At 70.1% G+C, this 21,470-nt stretch carries 19 protein-coding genes and 1 pseudogene; 6 read left to right on the forward strand and 14 right to left on the reverse strand.

Annotated features, from left to right (window positions below):
* The first annotated feature begins 53 nt into the window (after window positions 1-53).
* Window positions 54-764 carry a FadR/GntR family transcriptional regulator gene (locus ACWDVB_RS23770; RefSeq protein ID WP_451516313.1) on the forward strand — a complete coding sequence of 237 codons (711 nt, stop codon included), beginning with the start codon at window positions 54-56 and terminating at the stop codon, window positions 762-764.
* A 154-nt stretch (window positions 765-918) separates the two neighbouring features.
* Here the strand turns inward: ACWDVB_RS23770 and ACWDVB_RS23775 are convergent, their stop codons facing one another.
* The 5 genes from ACWDVB_RS23775 to ACWDVB_RS23795 all read right to left on the reverse strand — a co-directional run bounded on the left by ACWDVB_RS23775 (window position 919) and on the right by ACWDVB_RS23795 (window position 8,549).
* Complete coding sequence (locus ACWDVB_RS23775; RefSeq protein WP_451516314.1) at window positions 919-3,936, reverse strand: alpha-mannosidase; 3,018 nt, start codon at window positions 3,934-3,936, stop codon at window positions 919-921.
* A 139-nt stretch (window positions 3,937-4,075) separates the two neighbouring features.
* Complete coding sequence (locus ACWDVB_RS23780) at window positions 4,076-5,329, reverse strand: glycoside hydrolase 5 family protein (protein ID WP_451516315.1); 1,254 nt, start codon at window positions 5,327-5,329, stop codon at window positions 4,076-4,078.
* Between the two features lie 45 nt (window positions 5,330-5,374).
* Window positions 5,375-6,289, reverse strand: coding sequence for a carbohydrate ABC transporter permease (locus ACWDVB_RS23785; protein WP_451516316.1), 915 nt, complete (start codon window positions 6,287-6,289; stop codon window positions 5,375-5,377).
* A complete protein-coding gene (locus ACWDVB_RS23790; protein ID WP_451516317.1) occupies window positions 6,286-7,185 on the reverse strand; it encodes a carbohydrate ABC transporter permease in 900 nt (299 codons plus the stop codon). Before ACWDVB_RS23790 ends, ACWDVB_RS23785 begins: the two co-directional genes overlap by 4 nt.
* A gap of 65 nt (window positions 7,186-7,250) precedes the next feature.
* On the reverse strand, window positions 7,251-8,549 hold the full coding sequence (locus ACWDVB_RS23795; RefSeq protein WP_451516318.1) for an extracellular solute-binding protein: 1,299 nt from the start codon (window positions 8,547-8,549) through the stop codon (window positions 7,251-7,253).
* A gap of 311 nt (window positions 8,550-8,860) precedes the next feature.
* Here ACWDVB_RS23795 and ACWDVB_RS23800 point away from each other — a divergent pair, with 311 nt between their 5' ends.
* The 4 genes from ACWDVB_RS23800 to ACWDVB_RS23815 all read left to right on the forward strand — a co-directional run bounded on the left by ACWDVB_RS23800 (window position 8,861) and on the right by ACWDVB_RS23815 (window position 12,376).
* Entirely contained in the window at window positions 8,861-9,931 is a 1,071-nt protein-coding gene (locus ACWDVB_RS23800) for a LacI family DNA-binding transcriptional regulator (RefSeq protein ID WP_451516319.1), read from the forward strand.
* 187 nt (window positions 9,932-10,118) lie between these two features.
* Window positions 10,119-11,831 carry an aa3-type cytochrome oxidase subunit I gene (ctaD, locus tag ACWDVB_RS23805; protein WP_451516320.1) on the forward strand — a complete coding sequence of 571 codons (1,713 nt, stop codon included), beginning with the start codon at window positions 10,119-10,121 and terminating at the stop codon, window positions 11,829-11,831.
* 171 nt (window positions 11,832-12,002) lie between these two features.
* Window positions 12,003-12,137 carry a hypothetical protein gene (locus ACWDVB_RS23810; RefSeq protein WP_451516384.1) on the forward strand — a complete coding sequence of 45 codons (135 nt, stop codon included), beginning with the start codon at window positions 12,003-12,005 and terminating at the stop codon, window positions 12,135-12,137.
* Between the two features lie 53 nt (window positions 12,138-12,190).
* A complete protein-coding gene (locus ACWDVB_RS23815) occupies window positions 12,191-12,376 on the forward strand; it encodes a hypothetical protein (RefSeq protein WP_451516321.1) in 186 nt (61 codons plus the stop codon).
* A 36-nt stretch (window positions 12,377-12,412) separates the two neighbouring features.
* Here ACWDVB_RS23815 and ACWDVB_RS23820 read toward each other — a convergent pair whose 3' ends face one another.
* The 4 genes and pseudogenes from ACWDVB_RS23820 to ACWDVB_RS23835 form a co-directional block, all read right to left on the reverse strand.
* Window positions 12,413-13,312 carry a nitroreductase/quinone reductase family protein gene (locus ACWDVB_RS23820; RefSeq protein WP_451516322.1) on the reverse strand — a complete coding sequence of 300 codons (900 nt, stop codon included), beginning with the start codon at window positions 13,310-13,312 and terminating at the stop codon, window positions 12,413-12,415.
* Window positions 13,313-13,750: 438 nt separating this feature from the next.
* Window positions 13,751-14,404: pseudogene (locus ACWDVB_RS23825) on the reverse strand (family 20 glycosylhydrolase); the annotation flags it as partial.
* Between the two features lie 22 nt (window positions 14,405-14,426).
* The gene (locus ACWDVB_RS23830; protein WP_451516323.1) at window positions 14,427-14,591 is read right to left on the reverse strand and encodes a hypothetical protein; all 165 of its coding nucleotides are present in this window, start codon (window positions 14,589-14,591) and stop codon (window positions 14,427-14,429) included.
* Between the two features lie 113 nt (window positions 14,592-14,704).
* Window positions 14,705-15,028, reverse strand: coding sequence for a putative quinol monooxygenase (locus ACWDVB_RS23835; RefSeq protein ID WP_451516324.1), 324 nt, complete (start codon window positions 15,026-15,028; stop codon window positions 14,705-14,707).
* A 64-nt stretch (window positions 15,029-15,092) separates the two neighbouring features.
* Between ACWDVB_RS23835 and ACWDVB_RS23840 the strand changes: the two genes are divergently transcribed.
* Window positions 15,093-15,464 carry a MerR family transcriptional regulator gene (locus ACWDVB_RS23840; protein ID WP_451516325.1) on the forward strand — a complete coding sequence of 124 codons (372 nt, stop codon included), beginning with the start codon at window positions 15,093-15,095 and terminating at the stop codon, window positions 15,462-15,464.
* A 149-nt stretch (window positions 15,465-15,613) separates the two neighbouring features.
* On the opposite strand, the gene ACWDVB_RS23845 is transcribed toward ACWDVB_RS23840, so the two are convergent.
* The 5 genes from ACWDVB_RS23845 to glgC form a co-directional block, all read right to left on the reverse strand.
* Entirely contained in the window at window positions 15,614-15,787 is a 174-nt protein-coding gene (locus tag ACWDVB_RS23845) for a hypothetical protein (RefSeq protein WP_451516326.1), read from the reverse strand.
* A gap of 307 nt (window positions 15,788-16,094) precedes the next feature.
* Window positions 16,095-17,573, reverse strand: coding sequence for an SDR family NAD(P)-dependent oxidoreductase (locus ACWDVB_RS23850; protein ID WP_451516327.1), 1,479 nt, complete (start codon window positions 17,571-17,573; stop codon window positions 16,095-16,097).
* Window positions 17,574-17,642: 69 nt separating this feature from the next.
* Window positions 17,643-19,013: a wax ester/triacylglycerol synthase family O-acyltransferase gene (locus ACWDVB_RS23855; RefSeq protein WP_451516328.1), complete on the reverse strand. Its 1,371-nt coding sequence runs from the start codon at window positions 19,011-19,013 to the stop codon at window positions 17,643-17,645.
* 133 nt (window positions 19,014-19,146) lie between these two features.
* Complete coding sequence (locus ACWDVB_RS23860; protein WP_451516329.1) at window positions 19,147-20,085, reverse strand: SDR family oxidoreductase; 939 nt, start codon at window positions 20,083-20,085, stop codon at window positions 19,147-19,149.
* 150 nt (window positions 20,086-20,235) lie between these two features.
* Window positions 20,236-21,453 carry a glucose-1-phosphate adenylyltransferase gene (gene glgC, locus ACWDVB_RS23865; RefSeq protein WP_451516330.1) on the reverse strand — a complete coding sequence of 406 codons (1,218 nt, stop codon included), beginning with the start codon at window positions 21,451-21,453 and terminating at the stop codon, window positions 20,236-20,238.
* Window positions 21,454-21,470: the final 17 nt, after the last annotated feature.

Genomic DNA, 21,470 nt, shown 5'->3' on the forward strand with positions numbered 1-21,470 from the left:
GGACCACATCTCTGGCTAGACTGCGCCGCACCCGGCCAGTGGAGGAGCGTCACGTGGACCAGTCGGACCAGTCCGCCCCGCAGAAGGGCACCGTGACGCAGCGGGCCATCGAGCAGATCAAGGCGCTGATCGGCGAGGGTCGCCTGGAGCCGGGGCAACGGTTGCCCACGGAAAGGGACTTGGCGACGCGGCTGGGCATCTCCCGCAGCTCCATGCGGGAGGCGATCCGGGCGCTCACGGTGATGGGCGTACTGGAGGCCCGGCACGGTTCGGGCATCTACGTCACGCAGTTGGAGGCCGGTGATCTGCTGGAGACCTTCGGAGTGGTGGCCGACCTGTCGCGCGGGCCGCGCCTCGTGGAGCTGCTCGAAGTACGGCGGGTCCTGGAGTCGACGGCGACGGCACTGGCCGCCGCCCGTATCTCACGCGACCACCTCGCCGACGTGGAGAGGCACTTGGAGGCGATGAACGCCACGGACGATCCCGAGGAGATTCTCTCCCACGATCTGGCGTTCCACCGCGCGATCGCCCTCGCGGCGGGCAACGACACGATGGCCGCGATCCTGGAGGGCCTGTCCTCACGGACGTTCCGCGCCCGGGTGTGGCGCGGCTACCAGGAGGAGGGTGCCTTTGAACGCACCCGCCGCGAGCACGCCCGCATCCACCGCGCCCTGGTCGCCCGCGACCCGGAGGCGGCCCGCGCCGCGGCGGCGGCGCACGTGGGCGAGGTGGAGGAGTGGCTGCGGACGCAGTTGGACGGTTAGGCGGTTGAAGCGGGCGGAGGCGTAGGCGCCCGTCAGGGGCGCGGGGAGCTGCGAGCAACCACAGCGCGCCCGCACCGGGGAAGCCCACCGGGGAAGGAAGCCCGGGAGGGGCCAGCACACGCGGGGCGGCGGTCCTCGCCGCCCCGCGTGGGGGTCACCCCCGCGTCAGCCGCAGCGTCATCAGCTCGAACGGGCGCAGCCTCACCGGGACCGCGTCGCCCGTCAGCCGCGGGGCGGCGGTGTCCGCGAGCGGGCGTTCCAGGAGGTCGGTCACCGTGACCGACGCCGCATCGAAGCCCGTCGTCAGGGTCGCCCTCGCGCGGCCGCCGCGCGACTCGTGGAAGCGGACGACCACGTCTCCGCTGCCGTCGTCGGCGAGCTTGACCGCCGTGACGACCACCGCGTCGTTGTCGACCGTGACCAGCGGCGCCACCTCGGAGCCGCCGGCGAGACGCCGCTCGGGCAGGTTGACGCGGTACCCCTCGCGCACCGCGTCGCCGATCGTCGCGCCCGGCACCAGCGCGTGCCGGAAGCGGTGCACGCCCTGGTCGGTCTCGGGGTCGGGGAAGCGCGGGGCGCGCAGCAGCGAGACGCGCACGGTCGTGGTCGTGCCCGCGTCCTCGCCGCGGACCGCGCGGGTCACGTCGTGGCCGTACGTCGAGTCGTTGACCAGGGCGACGCCCCAGCCCGGCTCCTCCATGTGCACGAAGCGGTGGTTGCACGCCTCGAACTTGGCGGCCTCCCAGCTCGTGTTGGTGTGCGTGGCACGGTAGAAGTGGCCGAACTGGGTCTCCGACGCGTACCGCTCCGCGTGGATGTCCAGCGGGAAGGCGAGCTTGAGGAACTTCTCCGTCTCGTGCCAGTCGACCTCGGTGTCGATGTCGAGCCGCTGCGCGCCGGGTGCCAGCGACAGGACCTGCGTGAGGCGCGAGGCGCCGAAGGTCCGCACGATCCGCACCGACGCGCCTTCGCCCGCCGCCACCTCGTCGGCCTCCGTGAGGTCGGTGACGGTGTTGCGGTAGAACTCATCGACGTCCCACGCGTCCCACATGTTCGGGAAGTCGGCGTGGATCTGCGGCAGGTTCGCCGCCTGGCCGGGCGCGACGGCCTCCCGGTCGGCCATCAGGTCGTACGCGGAGACGACCAGGCCCCGCGCGTCGATCTCGACCCGCAGCAGGCCGTTGTCGAGGACGAAGCCTCCCTCGGCACGCGAGGCGATCGCCGACCGCCCGTCGATCGCGGTGGGCCGGGCGCCGCCCGCGGGCACGCCGTCACGGGTGTGCGGCGTGGAGTTGAAGACCAGCTCGCCGCCGCCCTCACCGGCGAGGGCGCGCTGCGCCTCGTCGATGATGCCGTTCAGCTCCTGCGCGAGCGCCGCGTAGGTCGCGCGGGCCTCGCGGTGCACCCAGGCGATGGACGAGCCGGGCAGGATGTCGTGGAACTGGTGGAGCAGCACCGTCTTCCAGACGCGGTCCAACTGCTCGTAGGGGTACGCGTAGTCGGCGCACCGGACGGCGGCCGTCGCCGCCCACAGCTCGGCCTCGCGCAGCAGGTGCTCGCTGCGGCGGTTGCCCTGCTTGGTGCCGGCCTGGCTGGTGAGGGTCGCGCGGTGCAGTTCGAGATAGAGCTCGCCGACCCAGACCGGGGCGTTCGGATACTCGGCCTCGGCCTTCTCGAAGAACTGCTCCGGCGTCTCCCACTGAACGGTCGCCGAGCCCTCGAGGTTCCGCATCCGCGCGGCCTTCGCGATCATCTCGCGGGTGGTGCCGCCGCCTCCGTCACCCCAGCCGGTGGGCGCAAGGGAGTGCCGGGCGACGCCCTTGTCCTTGAAGTTCCTCGCCGCGTGGGCGATCTCACTGCCCTTCATCGAGCAGTTGTAGGTGTCGACGGGCGGGAAGTGCGTGAAGATCCGGGTCCCGTCGATGCCCTCCCAGTTGAAGGTGTGGTGCGGGAAGCGGTTCGTCTGCGACCAGGAGATCTTCTGCGTGAGCAGCCACTTGGAGCCCGCCGCCTTGATGATCTGCGGAAGGCCCGCGGCGAAGCCGAAGGTGTCGGGCAGCCACGCCTCGTCGTTCTCGACGCCGAACTCGTCGAGGAAGAACCGCTTGCCGTGCACGAACTGGCGGGCCATCGCCTCCGAGCCCGGCATGTTCGTGTCCGACTCGACCCACATGCCACCCGCGGGCACGAACCGCCCGTCGGCGACCGCCTTCTTGACCTTCGCCCACACCTCGGGCCGGTGCTCCTTGATCCAGGCCCACTGCTGCGCCTGGGACATGGCGAAGACGAAGTCCGGCTCGTCCTCGATGAGCGCGGTCATGTTCGACGTCGTACGCGCCACCTTGCGCACCGTCTCACGCAGCGGCCACAGCCAGGCGGAGTCGATGTGGGCGTGGCCGACGGCGCTGATGCGGTGCGCCGAGGGTTCGGCGGGGGCGGTGAGCACGCCTTCCAGCAGGGCGCGGGCCGTGGCGGCCGAGCCGTTCACGTCCTGGAGGTCGACGGCGTCGAGCGCGCGGCCGACCGCGCGCACGATGTCGTAGCGCCGCCCGGAGTCCGCGGGCAGCTCCTGCATCAGCTCGCCGAGGACTTCGAGGTCGATGACGAGCTGCCACACCGTCTCGTCGAAGACCGCGAGGTCCATGCGCTCCAGCTTGTACTGGGGCTCGCTGCCGGCCGTCTCCTTGTCGCCCAACCGGGTGGGCAGGAAGGGGTGGTAGTCGAGGATGACCGGGTTGGACGCGGCCTCGATGTGCAGCAGCACCTCTTCGCCACCCTCGGCGGGCGCGGCGACGCGCACCCACTGGTTGCGGGGGTTCAGGCCCTTCACCGGGATGCCGTCGGGGCGGTAGACGAGCCCCTCGCACTGGAAGCCCGGCATGTTCTCGTCGAAGCCGAGGTCGAGGATCGCCTCGACGGTCTTCCCCGCCCACTCCTTCGGCACCGTCCCGGTCACCCGGAACCAGCTGGTCCCCCAGGGGGCGCCCCACCGCTCCCCGACAGCGGTCGGCGACGGCTCGGCACCGAGCCCTTCGGCCACCGGAACGGGCTCGCCCGGCGCGTTCCACACGGCGACGTCGAGCGGCACGGAGGCGGGGTGGACGGCGGGCCTGATGCGCTCGTCCAGAACGCGCTTGAGGCGGGCTTCGACCAGGGTGCGGTCGTCATGCATGGGGATTCTCCCGAGGCTGAAGGGGTTGAGCCCGTCCGGCGATTGAGGACGAGCGCGGAGCGCGATCTACGGTGGTCGTACGGGCCTAGGGGGCGTCTCTCCGATCTTCGAGGGCCCGCGACGATCGATGAGACACCCCCTAGCGGACCTCCTCCGGTTTCAGTACCTCCGTAATGCCCCTCCCAGCGAGATACCCCGCATCCGACACACGCCCCGCAAGGACCACCGAGGGCCGCACCCCATCCGCCGCGAGGCGAGCGAACGCCTCGAAGACCACTCCCCCCGGGCCACACTCGGAGCGCCGCTCCATGGCGTCGTCCACGACCACCGCCGTGGTCCGGGCCGCCGGCGCGTACGTACGGCTACGCCACTCCTCGGCGATCCGCGCGATGGCCGCGCCCGCGGGCTTGACCTGCCCGTCGTTGGTCAACAGGCCGAGGCTGTACTCCAGTTCGGGGAAGTCCGCGAGGCCCCGCGACACGTCGTGGGAGCACCACCACGTCACGCCCCACACGTCCTGGCAGTCGAGCGCCGCCTCGATGGTCGCCTCGGTGAACGCGGCCGCGTGCTCCGCGGGGATCAGCGGTGCGGGCGCACCGACCTCCTGGAGCCAGACGGGGCGGCGCGGATCGAGCGCCCACGCCTTGGACAGCTCGATCATGTACGCGGCATGGGTGCGGGTGGCCGTGCCGGTGCGCCCGTGGCGCTGGGCGGTGCCGTTGAAGACCCAGGAGTGCACGGCGGTCGCGCCGCCGAGCCGGGCGGCCTGCGCCGGGGTGAAGGGCTGGTCGTCCTGGTACCAGGCGGCGTCGTACTCGGCGTGCAGGTGCAGCCTGCCGGGGGCGCCCTCCTCGCAGGCGGCGAGGACGGTGCGCAGCCAGGTGTCGGCCTGCTCCGGGGTGATGCGGTCGGGGTCTGGGTGCGGTCCGGCCGAGAACTGGTTGATCTCGTTGCCGATGGTCATGCCGATGAAGTTGGGCCGGTCGGCGAGGGCGGCGGCCAGCGTACGGAGGTAGTCGGTCTGCCCGGCGACGACGTCCGGGTCGGTGAAGATGTTGCGCCGGTGCCAGGTCTGCGTCCAGGCGGGCAGGAAGTCGAAGCTGGACAGATGGCCCTGGAGGCCGTCGACGTTGATGTCGAGGCCTCGCTCGGCGGCGGCGTCGGCGAGCTGGACCAGCTGCTCGACGGCGCGGGGGCGGATGAGGGTCCGGTTGGGCTGGAAGTACGGCCAGATCGGGAAGGCCCGCACATGGTCCAGGCCCAGTGCGGCGATGGCGTCGAGGTCGGTGCGTACGGCGTCGAGGTCGAAGTCGAGCCAGTGGTGGAACCAGCCTTGGCTGGGCGTGTAGTTGGCGCCGAAGCGCGGGGCGCCCGAAGGCGTTGCGAGAGGCAATGCGGGTCCTGGTTCTTCGTAAGTCCGAGTTCGAGGTGGCGCCGTTCAGCCCTTGACCGCTCCTTCGCCGACGCCGCGGAAGAAGTACCGCTGCAGACAGGCGAAGAGGACGATCAGCGGGAGCACGGCGATGACCGTGCCCGCGGCGACGAGGCGTTCGTCGTTGGCGAAGGTGCCGTGCAGATAGTTCAGGCCGATGGTGAGGGTGAACCGCTCGGGGTCGCTGAGCACGATGAGCGGCCACAGGAAGTCGTCCCAGGCGCCCATGAAGGCGAAGATCGCGACGACGGCGAGGGTGCCCTTGACGGCGGGCAGCGCGATCCGGACGAACCGCTGCCAGACGTTCGCGCCGTCCACGAACGCGGCTTCCTCGATCTCGTAGGGCACGTTGAGGAAGGCGTTGCGCATCAGCAGGACGTTGAGCGCGGAGACACAGCCGGGCAGCAGCACCCCGATGAGGGTGTTGTTCAGGCCCAGCTCACGCATGGTCGTGAACTGGGCGATGATGATGCCCTCGACGGGCACCAGCATGGCCAGGATGAAGACGAGGGTGGCCGCCTTGCGGCCCCGGTAGCGCAGGCGCGCCAGGGCGTAGCCGGCGAGGGCGGCGCCCACGCAGTTGGTGACGACGTTGGTGGCGGCCACCTTCAGGGAGTTGAGGGCGTAGTCCCAGACGGGGATGGTGTCGGCGACCCGCTCGTAGTTGTGGAAGGTCGGGTCGGAGGGCAGGAACTTCGGCGGCGAGCTGAAAATGTCCTCGTGCGGTCCCTTCAGGGACGTGGAGAGCTGCCACAGGAACGGGCCGATCATCAGCGCCAGCACGGCGAGCAGCAGCCCGTAGCGCAGGATGATCTCCCACAGGGCCATCCGGCGGCCGTTCTCGTCGGTGATCCGGCGGCGCGGCTTCGAGGGTGCCGCGCGCTCGGTGGCCACCGCGGGGGCCTTCTCGGTGACGCTCACGCGTCCTCCTTCCGGTCCGCCCGCAGCACGAGCAGCATGAGCACGACGGTGACGACGAAGACGACGACCGAGATGGCCGAGGCGTAGCCGACCCGTCCGGTCAGGCCGGTGCCCGTGCGCTGCACCAGCATCACCAGCGTGGTGTCCTCGCCCGCGGGGCCGCCGGTGGGCCCGGCCATCAGATACACCTCGGAGAACACCTTGAAGGCGGCGACCGAGGAGAGGGCGCCCACGAGCACCAAGGTGGAGCGCACGGCGGGCACGGTGACGCTGAAGAAGCGGCGTACCGGGCCCGCGCCGTCGACCGCCGCGGCCTCGTGGAGCTCGCGCGGCACGTTGGCGAGCGCCGCGAGGTAAATGATCATGTAGTAGCCGAGGCCCTTCCAGACCGTGACGGCCATGGCGCTGAACAGCAGCAGCCACTGGTCGCTGAGGAAGCCGACCTTGCCCACGCCCACCGCCTCCAACAGGGCGTTGATCAGGCCGCGTTCGTCCAGCATCCACACCCAGATCAGACCGACCACGACGATGGAGGCGACCACCGGGGTGTAGAAGGCGGACCGGAAGAAGGTGATGCCGGGGATGTGCTTCTGGACGAGCATGGCGAGCAGCAGGGGCAGCAGTACGAGCGCGGGGACGACCACGAGGACGTACAGCGTGCTGTTGCGCAGACCGATCCAGAACATGTCGTCGTGCAGCAGCTCACGGAAGTTGGCGAGGCCCACGTACTCGCCGGGTATCAACGTCCTTTTGTCGGTGAAGGAGTTGTTGAGCGTGCTGACGAACGGATAGAGGCTGAAGACGGCGACGATCGCGAGCCCGGGGGCGGCGAACAGCCAGGGGCTGGTGGGCAGTTGGCGCCTGATTCTGGTCCTGCTGGCAGTACCGGTCTTCATGCTGGCAGTACCGGTCTTCATGGCTGACGTCGTTCCCTGGTCACGGCTCGGCACGGCGCCGGCGCTCAGCTCTGCTGCAACAGCCGGTCGCAGCTCTTGACAGCGTTGTCAAGCGCTTCCTCGGGGCTCTCCTTGCCCTGCAGCGCCTTGGCGACCGAGTTGCGCAGCTCGACCTTCATCTGCTCGCTGAACAGGACGGGCGTGTAGTTCACCGCGGTCTTGACGGACTTGGCGGCCTCGACGCGGACCCGCGTCTCCTCCTTGCCGTCCTGCTCGGTGAAGTACGGGTCATCGAGGGAGCCCTGCGTGCTGGGGAAGATCGCGACCTTCTTGGCGAACTCCATCTGGTGCCGCGTGTCGGTGACGAAGTGCGCGAAGGCGACGGCGGCCGGCGTCTGCTTGGTGCGGGCGTTGACCATCACGCCCATCACGTACATGTTGTCCTTGCCGGTGCTGCTGATCTGCGGGGTGATGCCGATGTTCTTGTAGAGCTTCGGCGCGTCCTTCTTGAACTTCTCCAGGTCGAGCGCGCTGCCCGGGTTCATGGCGACGGCCTCGGTGAGGAACTTCTTGCCGGTCGACTCCGGAGTGGCGGTCAGCGCCTGCCCGTCCAGCGCCTTGGCGTCGTACAACTTCTTGTACTTGCTGAGGAGTTCGACGCCCTTGGCGTCGTTGAACGTGAAGCCGGTGCCTTCCTTGTTCATCAGCGGCACGCCGTAGCGCCCGAAGTCCTCGATGGTGGGGACGTTGGCGAGCGTGGCCACCTTGCCGTCGCTCTTCTTCGCCAGCTGGAGGGCCTGGTCGAAGAGCTGGTCGTAGGTCTTCGGGGGCTTGTTCTCGTCGAGGCCCGCGTCCTTGAAGAGGCGCTTGTTGTAGAAGAGCGGCCCCGTGTTGAGGTACCAGGGGAAGGCGTACGTCCCTTCCTTGCCCGGTATCTGGTGGCTCTGCCAGGCCCCGGGGAGGTACTCCTTCTCGTACTTGCCCGCGGCCTTGTCGAGGTCGAGCGCGAGGCCGGCCTTGGCGAGCGGGGCGACCAGGTCGGGCGAGACGTTCACGACGTCGGGCAGTGTGCCCGCGGCGGCGTCGGCGCTGATCTTGTCGGCGTATCCCTCGCCGGGCTGGTCGACCCACTTGACGTCGGTGCCGGGGTACTTCTTCTCGAACTCGGCGACGAGGCCGTCGAAGTAGGGCTTGAAGTTGGCCTTCAGATTCCAGGTCTGGAAGGTGATCTTGCCTTCGATCTTGCCCGAGGCGTCCATGGAGCCGCCGCCGTCACCTCCGTCGCCACAGGCGCTCAGCGGCAGCAGGACAGCGAGGACGGCGCCTGCGGCGACCGCTCTGCGGGGAATGCGGGAGATACGCACGGTGAAACGGCTCCTTTGCTCGGCCCAACGCGAGACGGCGGTGACTGTGTCCGTCGAGGCCGGACAATCCACGCCGAGGCAGACCCTGCATCCAACCGTGGCGCGAAGTCAATGGATTCGCGGAACCGAAATCGAAAATCTGTCGATGCGCCAAGCAACACCCCTGGTCAGGCCGGTGTGTTGAGAGGCTTGCGGCGGATGACTAATGCGCTTTAGAGTCGGCCCGCTCAAGTGCTTTGGAGTGCATCTGCTCAAGCGCTTTAGTGCGGAGGCTGACGGGGGTTGACGGAGGCCCAGGAAAGGGGCAACGGGTGCAAGGCAAGCGGTCACCGGCGCGCCGGCCGACCATGAAGGACATCGCGCGCCGCGCCGGGGTCTCCGAGAGCGCCGTCTCCTTCGCGCTCAACGACCGGCCCGGCGTCTCCGACATCACCCGGGACCGGGTGCGCAGGGTCGCGGAGCAGCTGGGCTGGCGGCCCAGTACGGCGGCGCGCGCCCTGTCGGGCGAGGGCTCGGCGACGGTGGGCCTGGTCGTGGCGCGTCCCGCGGCGACGCTGGGCGTCGACTCGTTCTTCCTCCAGCTCATCTCCGGCGTCCAGGAGGTGCTGGCCGAGCGGCACTTGGGGCTGCTCTTCCAGGTGGTGGACGACGTGGCCGCCGAGTGCGCGGTCTACCGCCGCTGGTGGGCCGAGCACCGGGTGGACGGCGTCCTGGTGGTGGACCCGCGCACGGACGACCCCCGTCCGGCGCTCCTCGACGAGCTGGGGCTGCCCGCGGTGGTGACGGGCGGCGTGCCCGACCCGGACGCGGGCCAGCCGGGTCTCTCCACGGTATGGGCGGACGACGCGGGAGCGATGGCGTCGATCGTGGGCCATCTGTACGCGCTCGGGCACCGCCGCATCGTGCACATCGCGGGCCTGGAAGGGCTCGCGCACACGGAGCGCCGTATGCGCACCCTGCGCGCGGAGGCGGCGAGCCGGGGCATGTCCGGCGTGCGTTCGGTGCCGACCGACTACTCCGACGCGGAAGGCGCCGCCGTGACCCGGCGCGTCCTGGAGTCCGCCGAACCACCGACGGCCCTGGTGTACGACAACGACGTGATGGCCGTGGCCGGGGTCGCCGCCGCCTCGTCCCTCGGTTTCGGCGTGCCGACCGACGTGTCGGTCGTGGCCTGGGAGGACTCGGCGCTGTGCCGCATGGTGCACCCGTGGCTGACGGCCCTCTCCCGGGACACCGTGGCGTTCGGCCGCACCGCGGCCCGCGAACTGCTCGCCCTCCTCGACGACGGCCCGGCGGCGACCGTACAGGTGCCGTTGCCGCGGCTCATCGAGCGGGAGAGCACGGGGCCGGCGCGGGAGGGCGGGCCGCGGGCAGCGCGATGATCCGTTGACGGCATCGGCGCTGCACCGGCGCCGGCCTCTCTGGACGACCCCGACCGCGGCCTCCCCCGTCCGGCCGGGGTCTTTTCACGCTGTCAGGGCGCCCGCCAGCGCGTTGTGACCACTTCGGCGCGCTTTTAGGGGAGCTTGGTGGCGGAATGCGGCACTTGCTACCGATGCGAGGAAGTAGATGACTGCGCAGACAGAACCGGTCACCTTGGTCCCGACCGAGGGGCGTCGCAGCCGGGGGCAGGTGATCGTCTCCTGGGTGACCACGACCGATCACAAGAAGATCGGCCACCTCTACCTGATCACGTCGTTCGCGTTCTTCCTGATCGCCGGGGCCCTGGCCATGGTGATCCGGGCGGAGCTGGCCCGCCCGGGCATGCAGCTTCTCTCCAACGAGCAGTACAACCAGGCGTTCACCATGCACGGCACCCTGATGCTGCTGCTGTTCGCCACCCCGACCTTCGCCGGCTTCGCGAACGCGGTCATGCCGCTGCAGATCGGCTCCCCGGACGTGGCCTTCCCCCGCCTGAACATGCTCTCGTACTGGCTGTTCCTCTTCGGCGGGCTGATCGTCCTCAGCAGCTTCCTCACGCCCCAGGGCGCCGCCGACTTCGGCTGGACGGCGTACACCCCGCTGAGCGGTCCCATCCGCAGCGGCTACGTCGGCGGAGACCTGTGGATCATGGGCCTCGCGCTGTCCGGGTTCGGCACCATCCTCGGCGCGGTCAACTTCGTCACCACGATCATCTGCATGCGCGCCCCCGGCATGACGATGTTCCGGATGCCGATCTTCACCTGGAACGTGCTGCTCACCTCGGTCCTGGTCCTGTTCGCCTTCCCCGTCCTGGCGGCGGCGCTGCTGGCGCTGGAGGCCGACCGGCGCTTCGGATCGCAGGTCTTCAACCCCGAGAACGGGGGTGCGATCCTGTGGCAGCACCTGTTCTGGTTCTTCGGGCACCCCGAGGTGTACATCCTCGCGCTGCCGTTCTTCGGCGTGATCACCGAGATCATCCCGGTCTTCTCCCGCAAGCCGATCTTCGGCTACACGGGGCTGATCGGCGCCACCATCGCGATCACCGGCTTGTCCGTGACGGTGTGGGCGCACCACATGTTCGCCACCGGCGCGGTGCTGCTGCCGTTCTTCTCCTTCATGAGCTTCCTCATCGCGGTCCCCACGGGTGTGAAGTTCTTCAACTGGATCGGCACGATGTGGAAGGGGTCGTTGTCCTTCGAGCCGCCGATGCTGTGGGCCGTCGGCTTCCTCGTCACCTTCCTCTTCGGCGGCCTGACCGGGGTCATCCTCGCCTCGCCCCCCATGGACTTCCACGTCACCGACAGCTACTTCGTCATCGGCCACTTCCACTACGTGCTCTTCGGCACGATCGTCTTCGCCATGTTCGGCGGCTTCAGCTTCTGGTGGCCGAAGATGACCGGCACCATGCTCGACACCCGCCTGGAGAAGCTCCACTTCTGGACGCTGTTCGTCGGCTTCCACACCACCTTCCTGGTCCAGCACTGGCTCGGCGCCGAAGGCATGCCCCGCCGCTACGCCGACTACCTGGATGCCGACGGCTTCACCGCCCTCAACACCGTCTCCTCCATCGGCGCCTTCCTGCTCGGCCTGTCCACGCTGCCCTTCCTCTACAACGTCTGGAAGACCGCCAAGAAGGGTGAGCGGGTCGACGTCGACGACCCCTGGGGATTCGGCCGCTCCCTGGAGTGGGCGACCTCGTGCCCGCCGCCCCGCCACAACTTCGTCACCCTGCCGAAGATCCGCTCCGAATCCCCAGCCTTCGATCTGCACCACCCCGCGGTGGTCAAGCTGGACCAGAAGGAGAACACCGGGCAGCGCGACGTCTTCGACGCGTCAGGACACGAGAGCGACCGGTCATGACCACCACGGACGTGCCCGCGGCGCCACTGGACCGCCGGGACGCCGCGCTCGCCGGTGAGGTCGAGGGCTCGCTGCCTGCTCGTACTCTTCACCCTGCGCACATCTGGCTCTTCGCCCTGGCGCCATCTGGATCGCTCACCCCCGCCATCGGAACCCGGTCTACCCTGAGGCATGGCACCGGTACAGATAGCCGTTCACCGGCCGTCCCCCTCGGGCGGTCGGCGGGTGACGGTGCGCGGGCAGATCCTCGGCCTCGCCCACAGCGACGAGGACGTGGTCGAGTTCCTGCGCAGGGCGGTCACGTGACAGACCGGCCGACAGACTCCTCCGCCCCTCGGCGCTTCACGCCGGGGGACCGGGTGACGCCGCGAGAGGCGACGGATCATCCCGAAGACCCGGTCGGCACAGTCATAGCCCGCGTCTCCACCGGCGAACTTCTCGTCTCCTTCCCCCAGGCCGGCGGCGAGATGTACCTGGACGAGGAACTCGAACTGGTCGAGTCGGCACCGCCAGGCTGGACGCCACCGCCCCCGGCCCCGTCATAGGGCCGGGCCCGTCATGCCCGGCGGCATCCCCCGAGATCACGGTCGTGGCGGCCAGGGCAGCTGTGCCAGGATCGGCAGGAGTGACTCCTCCTCGTAGTCGAGGTGGAGGTTCAACTCCTCCGACATGCGCGCCAGTTCGGTACGGAACCGCTCTGGGTCCGCGCTCGCGATGTTCGCGAGGAGCGCGGCGAGCTCGCCCTGGATGCGGGCGACCGTCCGGTGTTCCCGCGCGAGCCGGTCGAAGGTCTCGCGCAGCTCGGGGTGGTAGCCCGCCATCGTCGGGAAGAGGTGCGTGTCCTCGCTGGTGTGGTGGAACTCCAGGGCGTCGCAGAACGCCAGGCAGTGCTGGCGGATCTGCAGTCCGAGGCCCGGCGCCGGCGGCGCCCCGGGTCCCTGGTGCGCGGCGAGCGCCGCGAAGTGCGCCTCGGTCTCGTCCCGCACGTGCCGCAGCTGACCGCGCAGCCACAGGTGCACCTGCACCATCTTCTCCGCGAAGTTGCCGGCCCCTTCGGGGATGTCGGCCTCGTGCGCGGGCCGCTCCAGGACGACGACCGGCAGGATGCGTTCGGTCCTCGCCTGGTAATCGCCGTATCCGGGCTCGGCTGCGACCACCGACTCGAAGAGCCGGTCGCGCCGCTCCCCCTCGGCGGGGACGGCGATCGCCTGGAACTCCTCGGTGCCCAGCTCCACGGTCACCGTGGGGTGGGCGAGGATGTTGTGGTACCAGTCGGGATGGCGCGGCGCGCCCAGGTTCGACCCGACGAGCAGGAGCAGTCCGCCGTCGCGGACGAAGCCGAGCGGGGTGGTGTGCTCCTTGCCGGACTTGGCTCCGGTGGTGGTGAGCAGGAGGAGTTCGCCGCCTTCGAAGGGGCCGCCGACCTTGCCGGCGTTGGCGCGGAACTCCTCGATGACGGACTGGTTGAAGGGTGTGGGCATGGCTGTGTGAAGTCTCCGTACAGGTGTGGGTACCGCGTCGACCGCCGCGCGCACCGCACGAGGTGGCGGCGCCGCGTCGACCGCGGTGAAAGGTGGTGGAGTGGTGGAGGGCCACGCTTGGTGTGACGGCGTGGCCGAGAGCCCGCGACAGTGCGTGAGTGGCGCGAGAGGCGCGCGAATCAGGCGGAGGCGGGAGCCTCTGGGTGTGAACTCACGACGTATCCATCGGCGTCGTCCTTGAGTGAAGGTGCTCGCCCGGTCGCCGACCTGCCCACTGCTCTTTGGTCGGCGCCACGCGGCACGAGCACCATTACAGTCACTCACTCCCCCACCTGTCAACGCGGGACGCGCCCCCGAGGACGCCCTCAAGGAACCCTCCGCTCACACCTGCGAGCGGTAGAGGCCGAATTCCGCGATGCGCACGGGGCCCCGCGACCGCGCGTTCTCGCCGTACTTCTTCTTCGCGTACTCCAGGATGTGCGGGTACTTGGCGAAGTCGGAGCCCAGCATGTACTCGTCGGCGCCCATGTGCCAGGACGTCGCGGGGAAGACGTCGGCGTACTCGTCGACGAGGCTTGTGTAGTACGCGAAGGACGCGTCCTTGGTGATGTCGAGGCGTGAAGGCTGGGGCCTGCCGTCGGAGTCGGTGAGCTGGAGGTCGGGGCGGTTCTCCAGCCAAGGGTCCATAGAGCCGGGCGAGTTGATTTCCGGGATGATCGTGACGTGGTACTTCTCGCCGAGCGCGACGAGGCGGCGTATCTGGCTCTTCGTGTAGTAGCCCCAGGAGTTGGCCTCGGGGTGGCGGTCGCTCTTGACCTTGAGTTCGAGGAGCAGCTGGTTCTGTTTGCGGTACGCCATGTCGCGTACGAGGTTCTCCAGCCAGGGCATGGAGATGTTGATGTAACAGGCGCAGACTCCGACGCCGCGTTCCTTGTAGCGCGGCACGTCGAGGGTGCGCCCCGCCGGTACGCGGTCGTCCTGGGCGAGGAGCTGGAGAAGCGTGCGGGTGCCGTAGAAGGCGCCGGTACCGGTCGCCCCGGTGATCTCCAGGCGTTCGCCCGCGCGGAGTTCGTGGCCTTCGGCGCCGAGCGGCTTCTGGGCGCGGTCGACGTCGCTAGGCGGGCGCCCAGTTCGTCAGGGCGGGGACGGCCCGTGGGGTCTTTCGGGGGATTTCCTGGGTGGTGGCTGCCGCCGGGATCGGCGCCATGAGCAGCAGGGCCACCGCGGCGCCGAGAAGCCGGCGCGGCCGGGGCGCGGACATCGAACGCAGTTCGGTCATGACATCCGATGATTGAAGGGCGCCCCGGAGGTGTCAATGCACGCGCACGCCTCACCGCTTGAACATTTCCTAGCGACCCCTCGGATGAATCGGCCAAGGGGACGCCGGAGCACCTAGCGGCCGTCGTTCGTCGGATAGGGGCTGACCATCGTGTCGAAGTAGCCGTCGGGAGCCTCTTCGAGGAAGTCCGACAGGTTGTCCAGGAACTGGCGCAGCGGCGGGTTCGCGTTGTGCCGGTCCAGGTCCTCCTGGGAGCGCCAGACCTCGTACAGGAAGAGCCGGCCGTCGTCCTGCGCGTGCAGGTGGTATTCCAGATTGCCCTCTTCACGGCGCGTGGGCTCCACGAGGGAGGCGAGGAACTGCCGGACCTCGTCGGCACGTTCGGGCCTGGGGCGCAGGAAGCCGTAGAGGGAGAGGGGTGCTCGCGTCGTCGTCATGCGGGCAACGCTAAGATCTCACATCCATGTGAGGTTCAAGTTCGTGAAGCGTGAGGTGTGCCACATGAAGATCGGCGAGCTGGCCCGCGCGGCAGGCGTGAGTGTGCGCCTGCTGCGCTACTACGAGGAGCAGGGCCTGCTCACCTCGTACCGGACGGACGGCGGCCACCGCCATTATGGCGCCGACGCGTTGACGACCGTCACACGGATCCGGACGCTGCTGGCCGCCGGGCTTCCCACGCGGATCATCCGCGACCTCATGCCGTGCTTCCTCGGCGAGGGTCCCGAACTCGACACCTGCGTCCTGGACCACCTCCAGACGCACCTGCGCGAACTGGACACGCGCATAGCCGAATTGCAGCACGCGCGCACCTCACTCGGCGACCTCCTCGACGCTTCTACGCGGGCCTCACGGGCCGCGGCATCGCCCGTGTGAATCTCCCGGCCCCACAGGGGTACTGGCGTGAGATGTCGGCGGGGAGCGGACGGCCGTGGAGGGGACGGTCGTCCGCGCCACAGCGGACACGCCTGTGCCCCCGCCACAGGACGGGGGCACAGGGCGAAGCGGACGACCGGCGGTACCGATCAGTCGATACCCGGGAGGATGTGCGGCTCGGCGAGGTCGTCCTCGTAGCCGGCCAGCCGGATGGGGGCCGCCTTGGCCCACGCCTCCAGGTTGCGGAGCTTGGGGGGCCTGCCGGCCCGCTCGCCGCCGCGTTCCGCCGGTCGCTTTTCCTGCTTCGTCAGTTCGGGTGTCACCGCGCACTCCTTTGTGTCGCGTAACGGAAGGACAAGGGCAGTTCGGTCGCGGTGGCGCCGGTATCTGGCGGGACCGCGGCCGTGATTGCCGGCCTGTCCCCGGGGTGGCCGAGAGATGTTCGTGGATCTCTCGTGGCCACCCGTCCGACCCAGGTTAACCAAATGAGCGCGGCCGCGCTCGATGGAAGCGCAGGACCGGGTGAATTCCGGACAAACGCCGGGCCGTACGCGTGGGGTCACAGAGACGCAGTGGGGTCACAGAGACGCAGGTGGCTGGCGTACGAGCCCCGCCCCGGGAATGCCCGCCCTACCACTTACCGGGTGCGTAGTCCTTGAGGAAGACCCCGTACAGGTCGTCGCCGGCCTCGCCGCGCACGATCGGGTCGTAGACGCGGGCCGCGCCGTCGATCAGGTCCAGCGGGGCGTGGAAGCCCTCCTCGGCGAGGCGCATCTTGTCGGGGTGCGGGCGCTCGTCGGTGATCCAGCCGGTGTCGACGGCCGTCATCAGGATGCGGTCCTTCTCGAACATCTCCTGCGCGCTGGTGCGCGTCAGCATGTTCAGCGCGGCCTTGGCCATGTTGGTGTGCGGGTGGCCCGCGCCCTTGTAGCCGCGGCCGAAAACGCCCTCCATGGCGGAGACGTTCACCACGTACGCGCGGCCGTCGTCGTCGGCCGCGGCGGCCGCCGCCATCGCGGGGCGCAGATGGCTGATGAGGATGAACGGCGCCGTCGAGTTGCACAGCTGGACTTCGAGCAGCTCGATCGGGCCGACCTCCTCGACGGTCTGGATCCAGCTGTTGGTGTCGTGCAGGTCCGGCACCAGGCCGCCCGCGTCGATGGCCGTACCGGCCGCGATGCGCTCCAGGGACGCCGACCCCGTGACCAGGGCGAGCCCGGTGACGTCGTCGGCGGTCAGCGCGCCGCCCCCGGCGACCGGCAGCGCGGCCACGGCGCCGGAGCCGAAGGTGCCGATCACCTCGGAGGCGGGCAGCTCACCGGCGGGCAGCGGGGCGGACTCGGCGGCGAGCAGCTCGCTGTAGGCCTGCGGGGAACGGCGTACCGTCTGCGCGGCGTTGTTGATCAGTACGTCGAGGGGGCCCTCGGCGGCGACCGACTCGGCCAGCGCGACGACCTGCGCCGGGTCGCGCAGGTCGATGCCGACGACCTTCAGCCGGTGGATCCACTCGTCGCTGTCGGGCATCGCCTTGAAGCGGCGGATCGCGTCGCCCGGGAAGCGCGTGGTGATGGTGGTGTGGGCGCCGTCACGCAGCAGCCGCAGCGCGATGTACATGCCGATCTTGGCGCGGCCGCCGGTGAGCAGGGCGCGCTTGCCGGTCAGGTCGGTGCGGGCGTCGCGCCGCGCGCGGTTCTCGGCGGCGCAGGCCTGGCAGAGCTGGTGGTAGAACGCGTCGACCTCGACGTACCGCGTCTTGCAGGTGTAGCAGGAGCGCGGGCGCTGGAGTATGCCCGCGATCTCGCCCTTCGCCGAGGAGGAGGGCAGGACGCCCGCCGTCTCGTCGTCGATGCGCTCGGCGGAGCCGGTGGCGGTGGCCTCGGTGACCGCGCGGTCGTGGGCGGTCTTGGCGGCGCGGCGCTCCTGGCGGCGGCGCTGCTTCACCGTGCGGTAGATCCCGGCCGTCGCGCGGCGCACCGCGACGGCGTCGGGGTGGTCCACGTCCAGCTTGTCCAGCTCGTCGAGCACGCTCAGGCAGACGGCGAGACGGTCCGGGTCGATGCCGGGGCCGTACGCGACGGTCCCCTCGTGGCTTTCGTCTGTCACCGTCATCGCCGCTGTCCTCGTGTCATTCGTGCCGCGGCGCGCCTGGTCGTCCGCGGAAGCTCCAAAAGTGGAACTTTACGTAGCTCCGGGCCCCGTCACCAAACCCGAGCCCCGCCCGCACACCTCCACGAGGGTCTCGATCTCGTCCCGCACGCTCTGCGCGAGGAGGTCGAGGTCGGGTACGGCGGCGGCGTCCGCGACCAGGCCGTAGTGCACACGGCCCCGGTACGTGGAGACCGCGACGGCGAGCGCCTGGCCCCCGGCGAGCGGCGCGAAGGGGTAGACCTCGGCCAGGGGGCAGCCGCCGAGCCGCAGCCCGATGCCGGGCAGCGGGACGCTGGTGACGAGGACGTCGAAGAGCAGCCGCGCGGCCTGTGCCACGACCGGGCCGCCGATCCGGTGCCCGAGCGGCGGCACGTGCTCGGCGAGCAGCGCGACGGCCCCTGCGCCCCGCTCGGGCCCCGCCTCCTTGTTCCGGTCCATGGCGGCGCGCACACGGTGCAGCCGCACGAGAGGGTCGTCGTCGCCGACCGGGAGCCGGACCAGATAGCCCGAGAGCCGGTTTCCCGGCGGCTGCGCGGTGCGGGGGCGGCGGCGCGAGACGGGGATCAGGGCCCGCGGCTCGACGCCCTCGCTGCAGTCGCCGCGCTCGTCGAGCCAGCGCCGCAGAGCCCCGGCGACGACGGCGATCAGTACGTCGTTGACGGTGCCGCCCACGGCCTTGCGCACCCGGTGCACGTCGTCCAGGTCGAGGACGACGCCGGCGGTGCGGCGGGTGCCGGTGGCGGCGGAGGCGAGGGAGGCGCAGGAGCGTACGCCGAGGGTGGCGCGCGCGACCGCGGCGCCGATGCCGAGGGCCTGGCCCAGCTCGGTGACGGTGTCGCGGGCGAGGCCGGGCAGTCTGCGCGGGTCGGGCAGTGGCCACCGGGAGGCGGCGGGGGCCGGTGGGCGCGGCCGGGAGGCGGGCAGGTCGACGGGGTCGAGGAGCGCGGCGCCGAGCGTCAGCGCGCGCAGCCCGTCGGCGAGCGCGTGGTGGAACTTGAAGAGCACCGCGAAGGACGCGCCGTCGGCGCCCGGCAGCACGTGCGCCTCCCACGGCGGCCGGTCGCGGTCGAGCTGACGCCGCATCAACTCCCCTGCGGCGGCGTGGAAGTCGCTTGCGGGCTTGGCGAGCCGGACGTGCTCCAGCGGGTCGAAGGCGGGCACGGGTACGCGCCGCGCTCCGCCAATCGGCAGCCAGACGGAGCGTATGCGCATGCGGAGTCCCGGGACGGCCGCGGCGCGGGCCGCGAGGAGCGCGGTGGCGCGCTCGGCCGCGTCGGGGCCGTCGGCCTCGAAGACGCCGAGTGCCCCCAGATGCATGGGGTGTTCGGCGGTCTCGATGTTCCAGAAGGCCAGATCGAGGGGTGCGAGCGGGTCGGAGGTCTCAGCAGGCGATGAGGTCATGGTGAGCGTGCAGTCAACCGCCGCCGAGCGATTACGGTCAAGTACGATCAGGCTACGCTGCGTTAATAACAGGTTAAGGCCCGCCTCCGCGAGAGAGGCGGGTCTCATGCGACGCATGTGGTGCAAAAGTGAATCAGCGCGTGTCCGTCTCGCCGCCCGTCACCGCGATGACCTCGCCCACGGTGAAGCTGGAGTCGGCGTCCGAGGCCAGATACACGTAGGCCGGTGCCAGCTCCTCGGGCTGGGCGGGCCGGCCGAGCGGGGTCTCGCTGCCGACCTGGGCGAGGCCGTCCTTCGGCATGTGCGGGTCGGCGGTGTTGAGGACCGTCCACACGGGTCCGGGCGCGACGACGTTGGCCCGGACGCCCCGCTTGGCCAGATGCGGCGCGATCGACTTGGTGAAGGTGATCAGCGCCGCCTTGGAGGCCGCGTAGTCGATCATCGTGGTGCTGCCCTTGAGCGCTTCCTCCGTGGCGGTGGCGATGATCGCGTCGCCTCCCTTCAGGTGCGGCAGTGACGCCATCACCAGATGGAAGTAGGCGTAGACGTTCGTCTTGAACGTGCGGTCCCAGTCCTCGGCCGTCAGCTGGTCGAGCTCCAGCTTGCTGTTCAGATAGGCGGCGTTGTTGACCAGGATGTTCAGCTTTCCGAACTCGGCCACGGTGCGCGCGACGGCATCGCGGCAGAAGTCCGGGTCGCGCACGTCCCCGGGCAGCAGCAGGCAGGTGCGCCCCGCCTTCTCGACGGCCTGCCGGGTCTCCTCCGCGTCCCGCTGCTCCTCGGGCAGGTGCACGATGGCCACATCGGCGCCTTCACGCGCGTAGAGCACGGCGACCGCCCTGCCGATCCCCGAGTCGCCGCCCGTGATCAGCGCGGCCTTGCCCAGCAGCTTGTCGGCGGCCTTGTACTTCGACGCCTCGTAGCGGGGCCGGGGCGACATGTCGGCCTCGGTGCCGGGGGGCGGGTCGTGCTTCTCCCCGGGGAACGGAGGCCTCGGCTCCGACGTCACCTGTGGTGTGTCGTCCGGGCCGCCGGTACCGGTGCGGGAGTCGTCGTGCTGGCCGTGTCGCATGGGAAGAGGCCTCCTGCGGAACCTGCGGAAGTCGGGCGTGGACGGACCGCGGTGTGCCGCGAGAACCGTCCAAGATCGTGACTCGCCTCGGGTTCCCCTTGCCCGTGCGGACAAACAGGAGGAAACGGCGTACGAAGGGTCAGCGGGCGCTCACTCGACCAGCTGCCCCTTCCCCAGCGCGATCACCCCGCCCTTCGACACCGTGTACAGCTCCTCGTCCCGGTCCGGATTGACCCCGACGGTCGCGCCCGGCGGTACGTCGACGTTCTTGTCGAGCACCGCGCCGCGCACCACCGCGCCCCGCCCCACCCGTACGTTGTCGTGCAGCACCGAGCCCTGCACGACCGCTCCCTCCTCGATGGTCACGCCGGGCGAGAGGACGGAGCGGGTGACCTGGCCGCGGATGACGCAGCCGGGGCTGACGATCGACTCGCCGGCGATGCCGCCCGCGCAGAACTTGGCGGGCGGCAGGCCGCCCGGGTGGGTGTAGATCGGCCAGCGCCGGTTGTCCAGGTTGAAGACGGGGTGGTCGGAGATCAGATCCATGTGGGCCTCGTAGTACGAGTCCAGAGTGCCGACGTCACGCCAGTAGCCGTGGTCGCGCGGGGTCTCGCCGGGTACGTGGTTGCCATCGAAGTCGTACACCTGCGCGAGGCCCTGCTCGGTGAGCATGGGCAGGATGGAGCCGCCCATGTCGTGCGCCGACTCCTCGTCCTCGGCGTCCTGCTGGAGGGTGTCGACGAGCGTCTTCGTGGTGAACATGTAGTTGCCCATCGACGCGAAGACCTGGTTCGGGGCGTCCGGTAAGCCCGGCGGATCGGCGGGCTTCTCCAGGAAGCTCTCGACGCGCGTCCCGTCGCGGGCCGGCGTGATGACGCCGAAGGAGGGCGCCTCGGCGCGCGGCACCCTGATCCCGGCGACGGTCACCGCGGCGCCGTTGTCGATGTGCTGCTGGAGCATCTGCCGCGGGTCCATGCGGTAGACGTGGTCGGCGCCGAACACCGCTATGTAGTCGGGCTGTTCGTCATGGACGAGGTTGAGCGACTGGAGGATCGCGTCGGCGCTCCCCAAGTACCAGTGCGGGCCGAGGCGTTGCTGTGCGGGCACGGGCGTGACGTAGTTGCCCAGCAGGCTCGACATGCGCCACGTCGTCGTCACATGCCGGTCCAGGGAGTGCGACTTGTACTGCGTCAGGACGCAGACACGCAGGATGTCGGCGTTGACGAGGTTGGAGAGGACGAAGTCCACGAGGCGGTACGTCCCGCCGAACGTGACCGCTGGTTTGGCCCGGTCGGCGGTGAGCGGCATCAGCCGCTTGCCCTCCCCGCCGGCGAGCACGATTCCGAGCACCGAAGGTCCACCGCGCATTCCGGCCTCCTACTTGT

Source organism: Streptomyces sp. NPDC003379 (assembly GCF_053589195.1).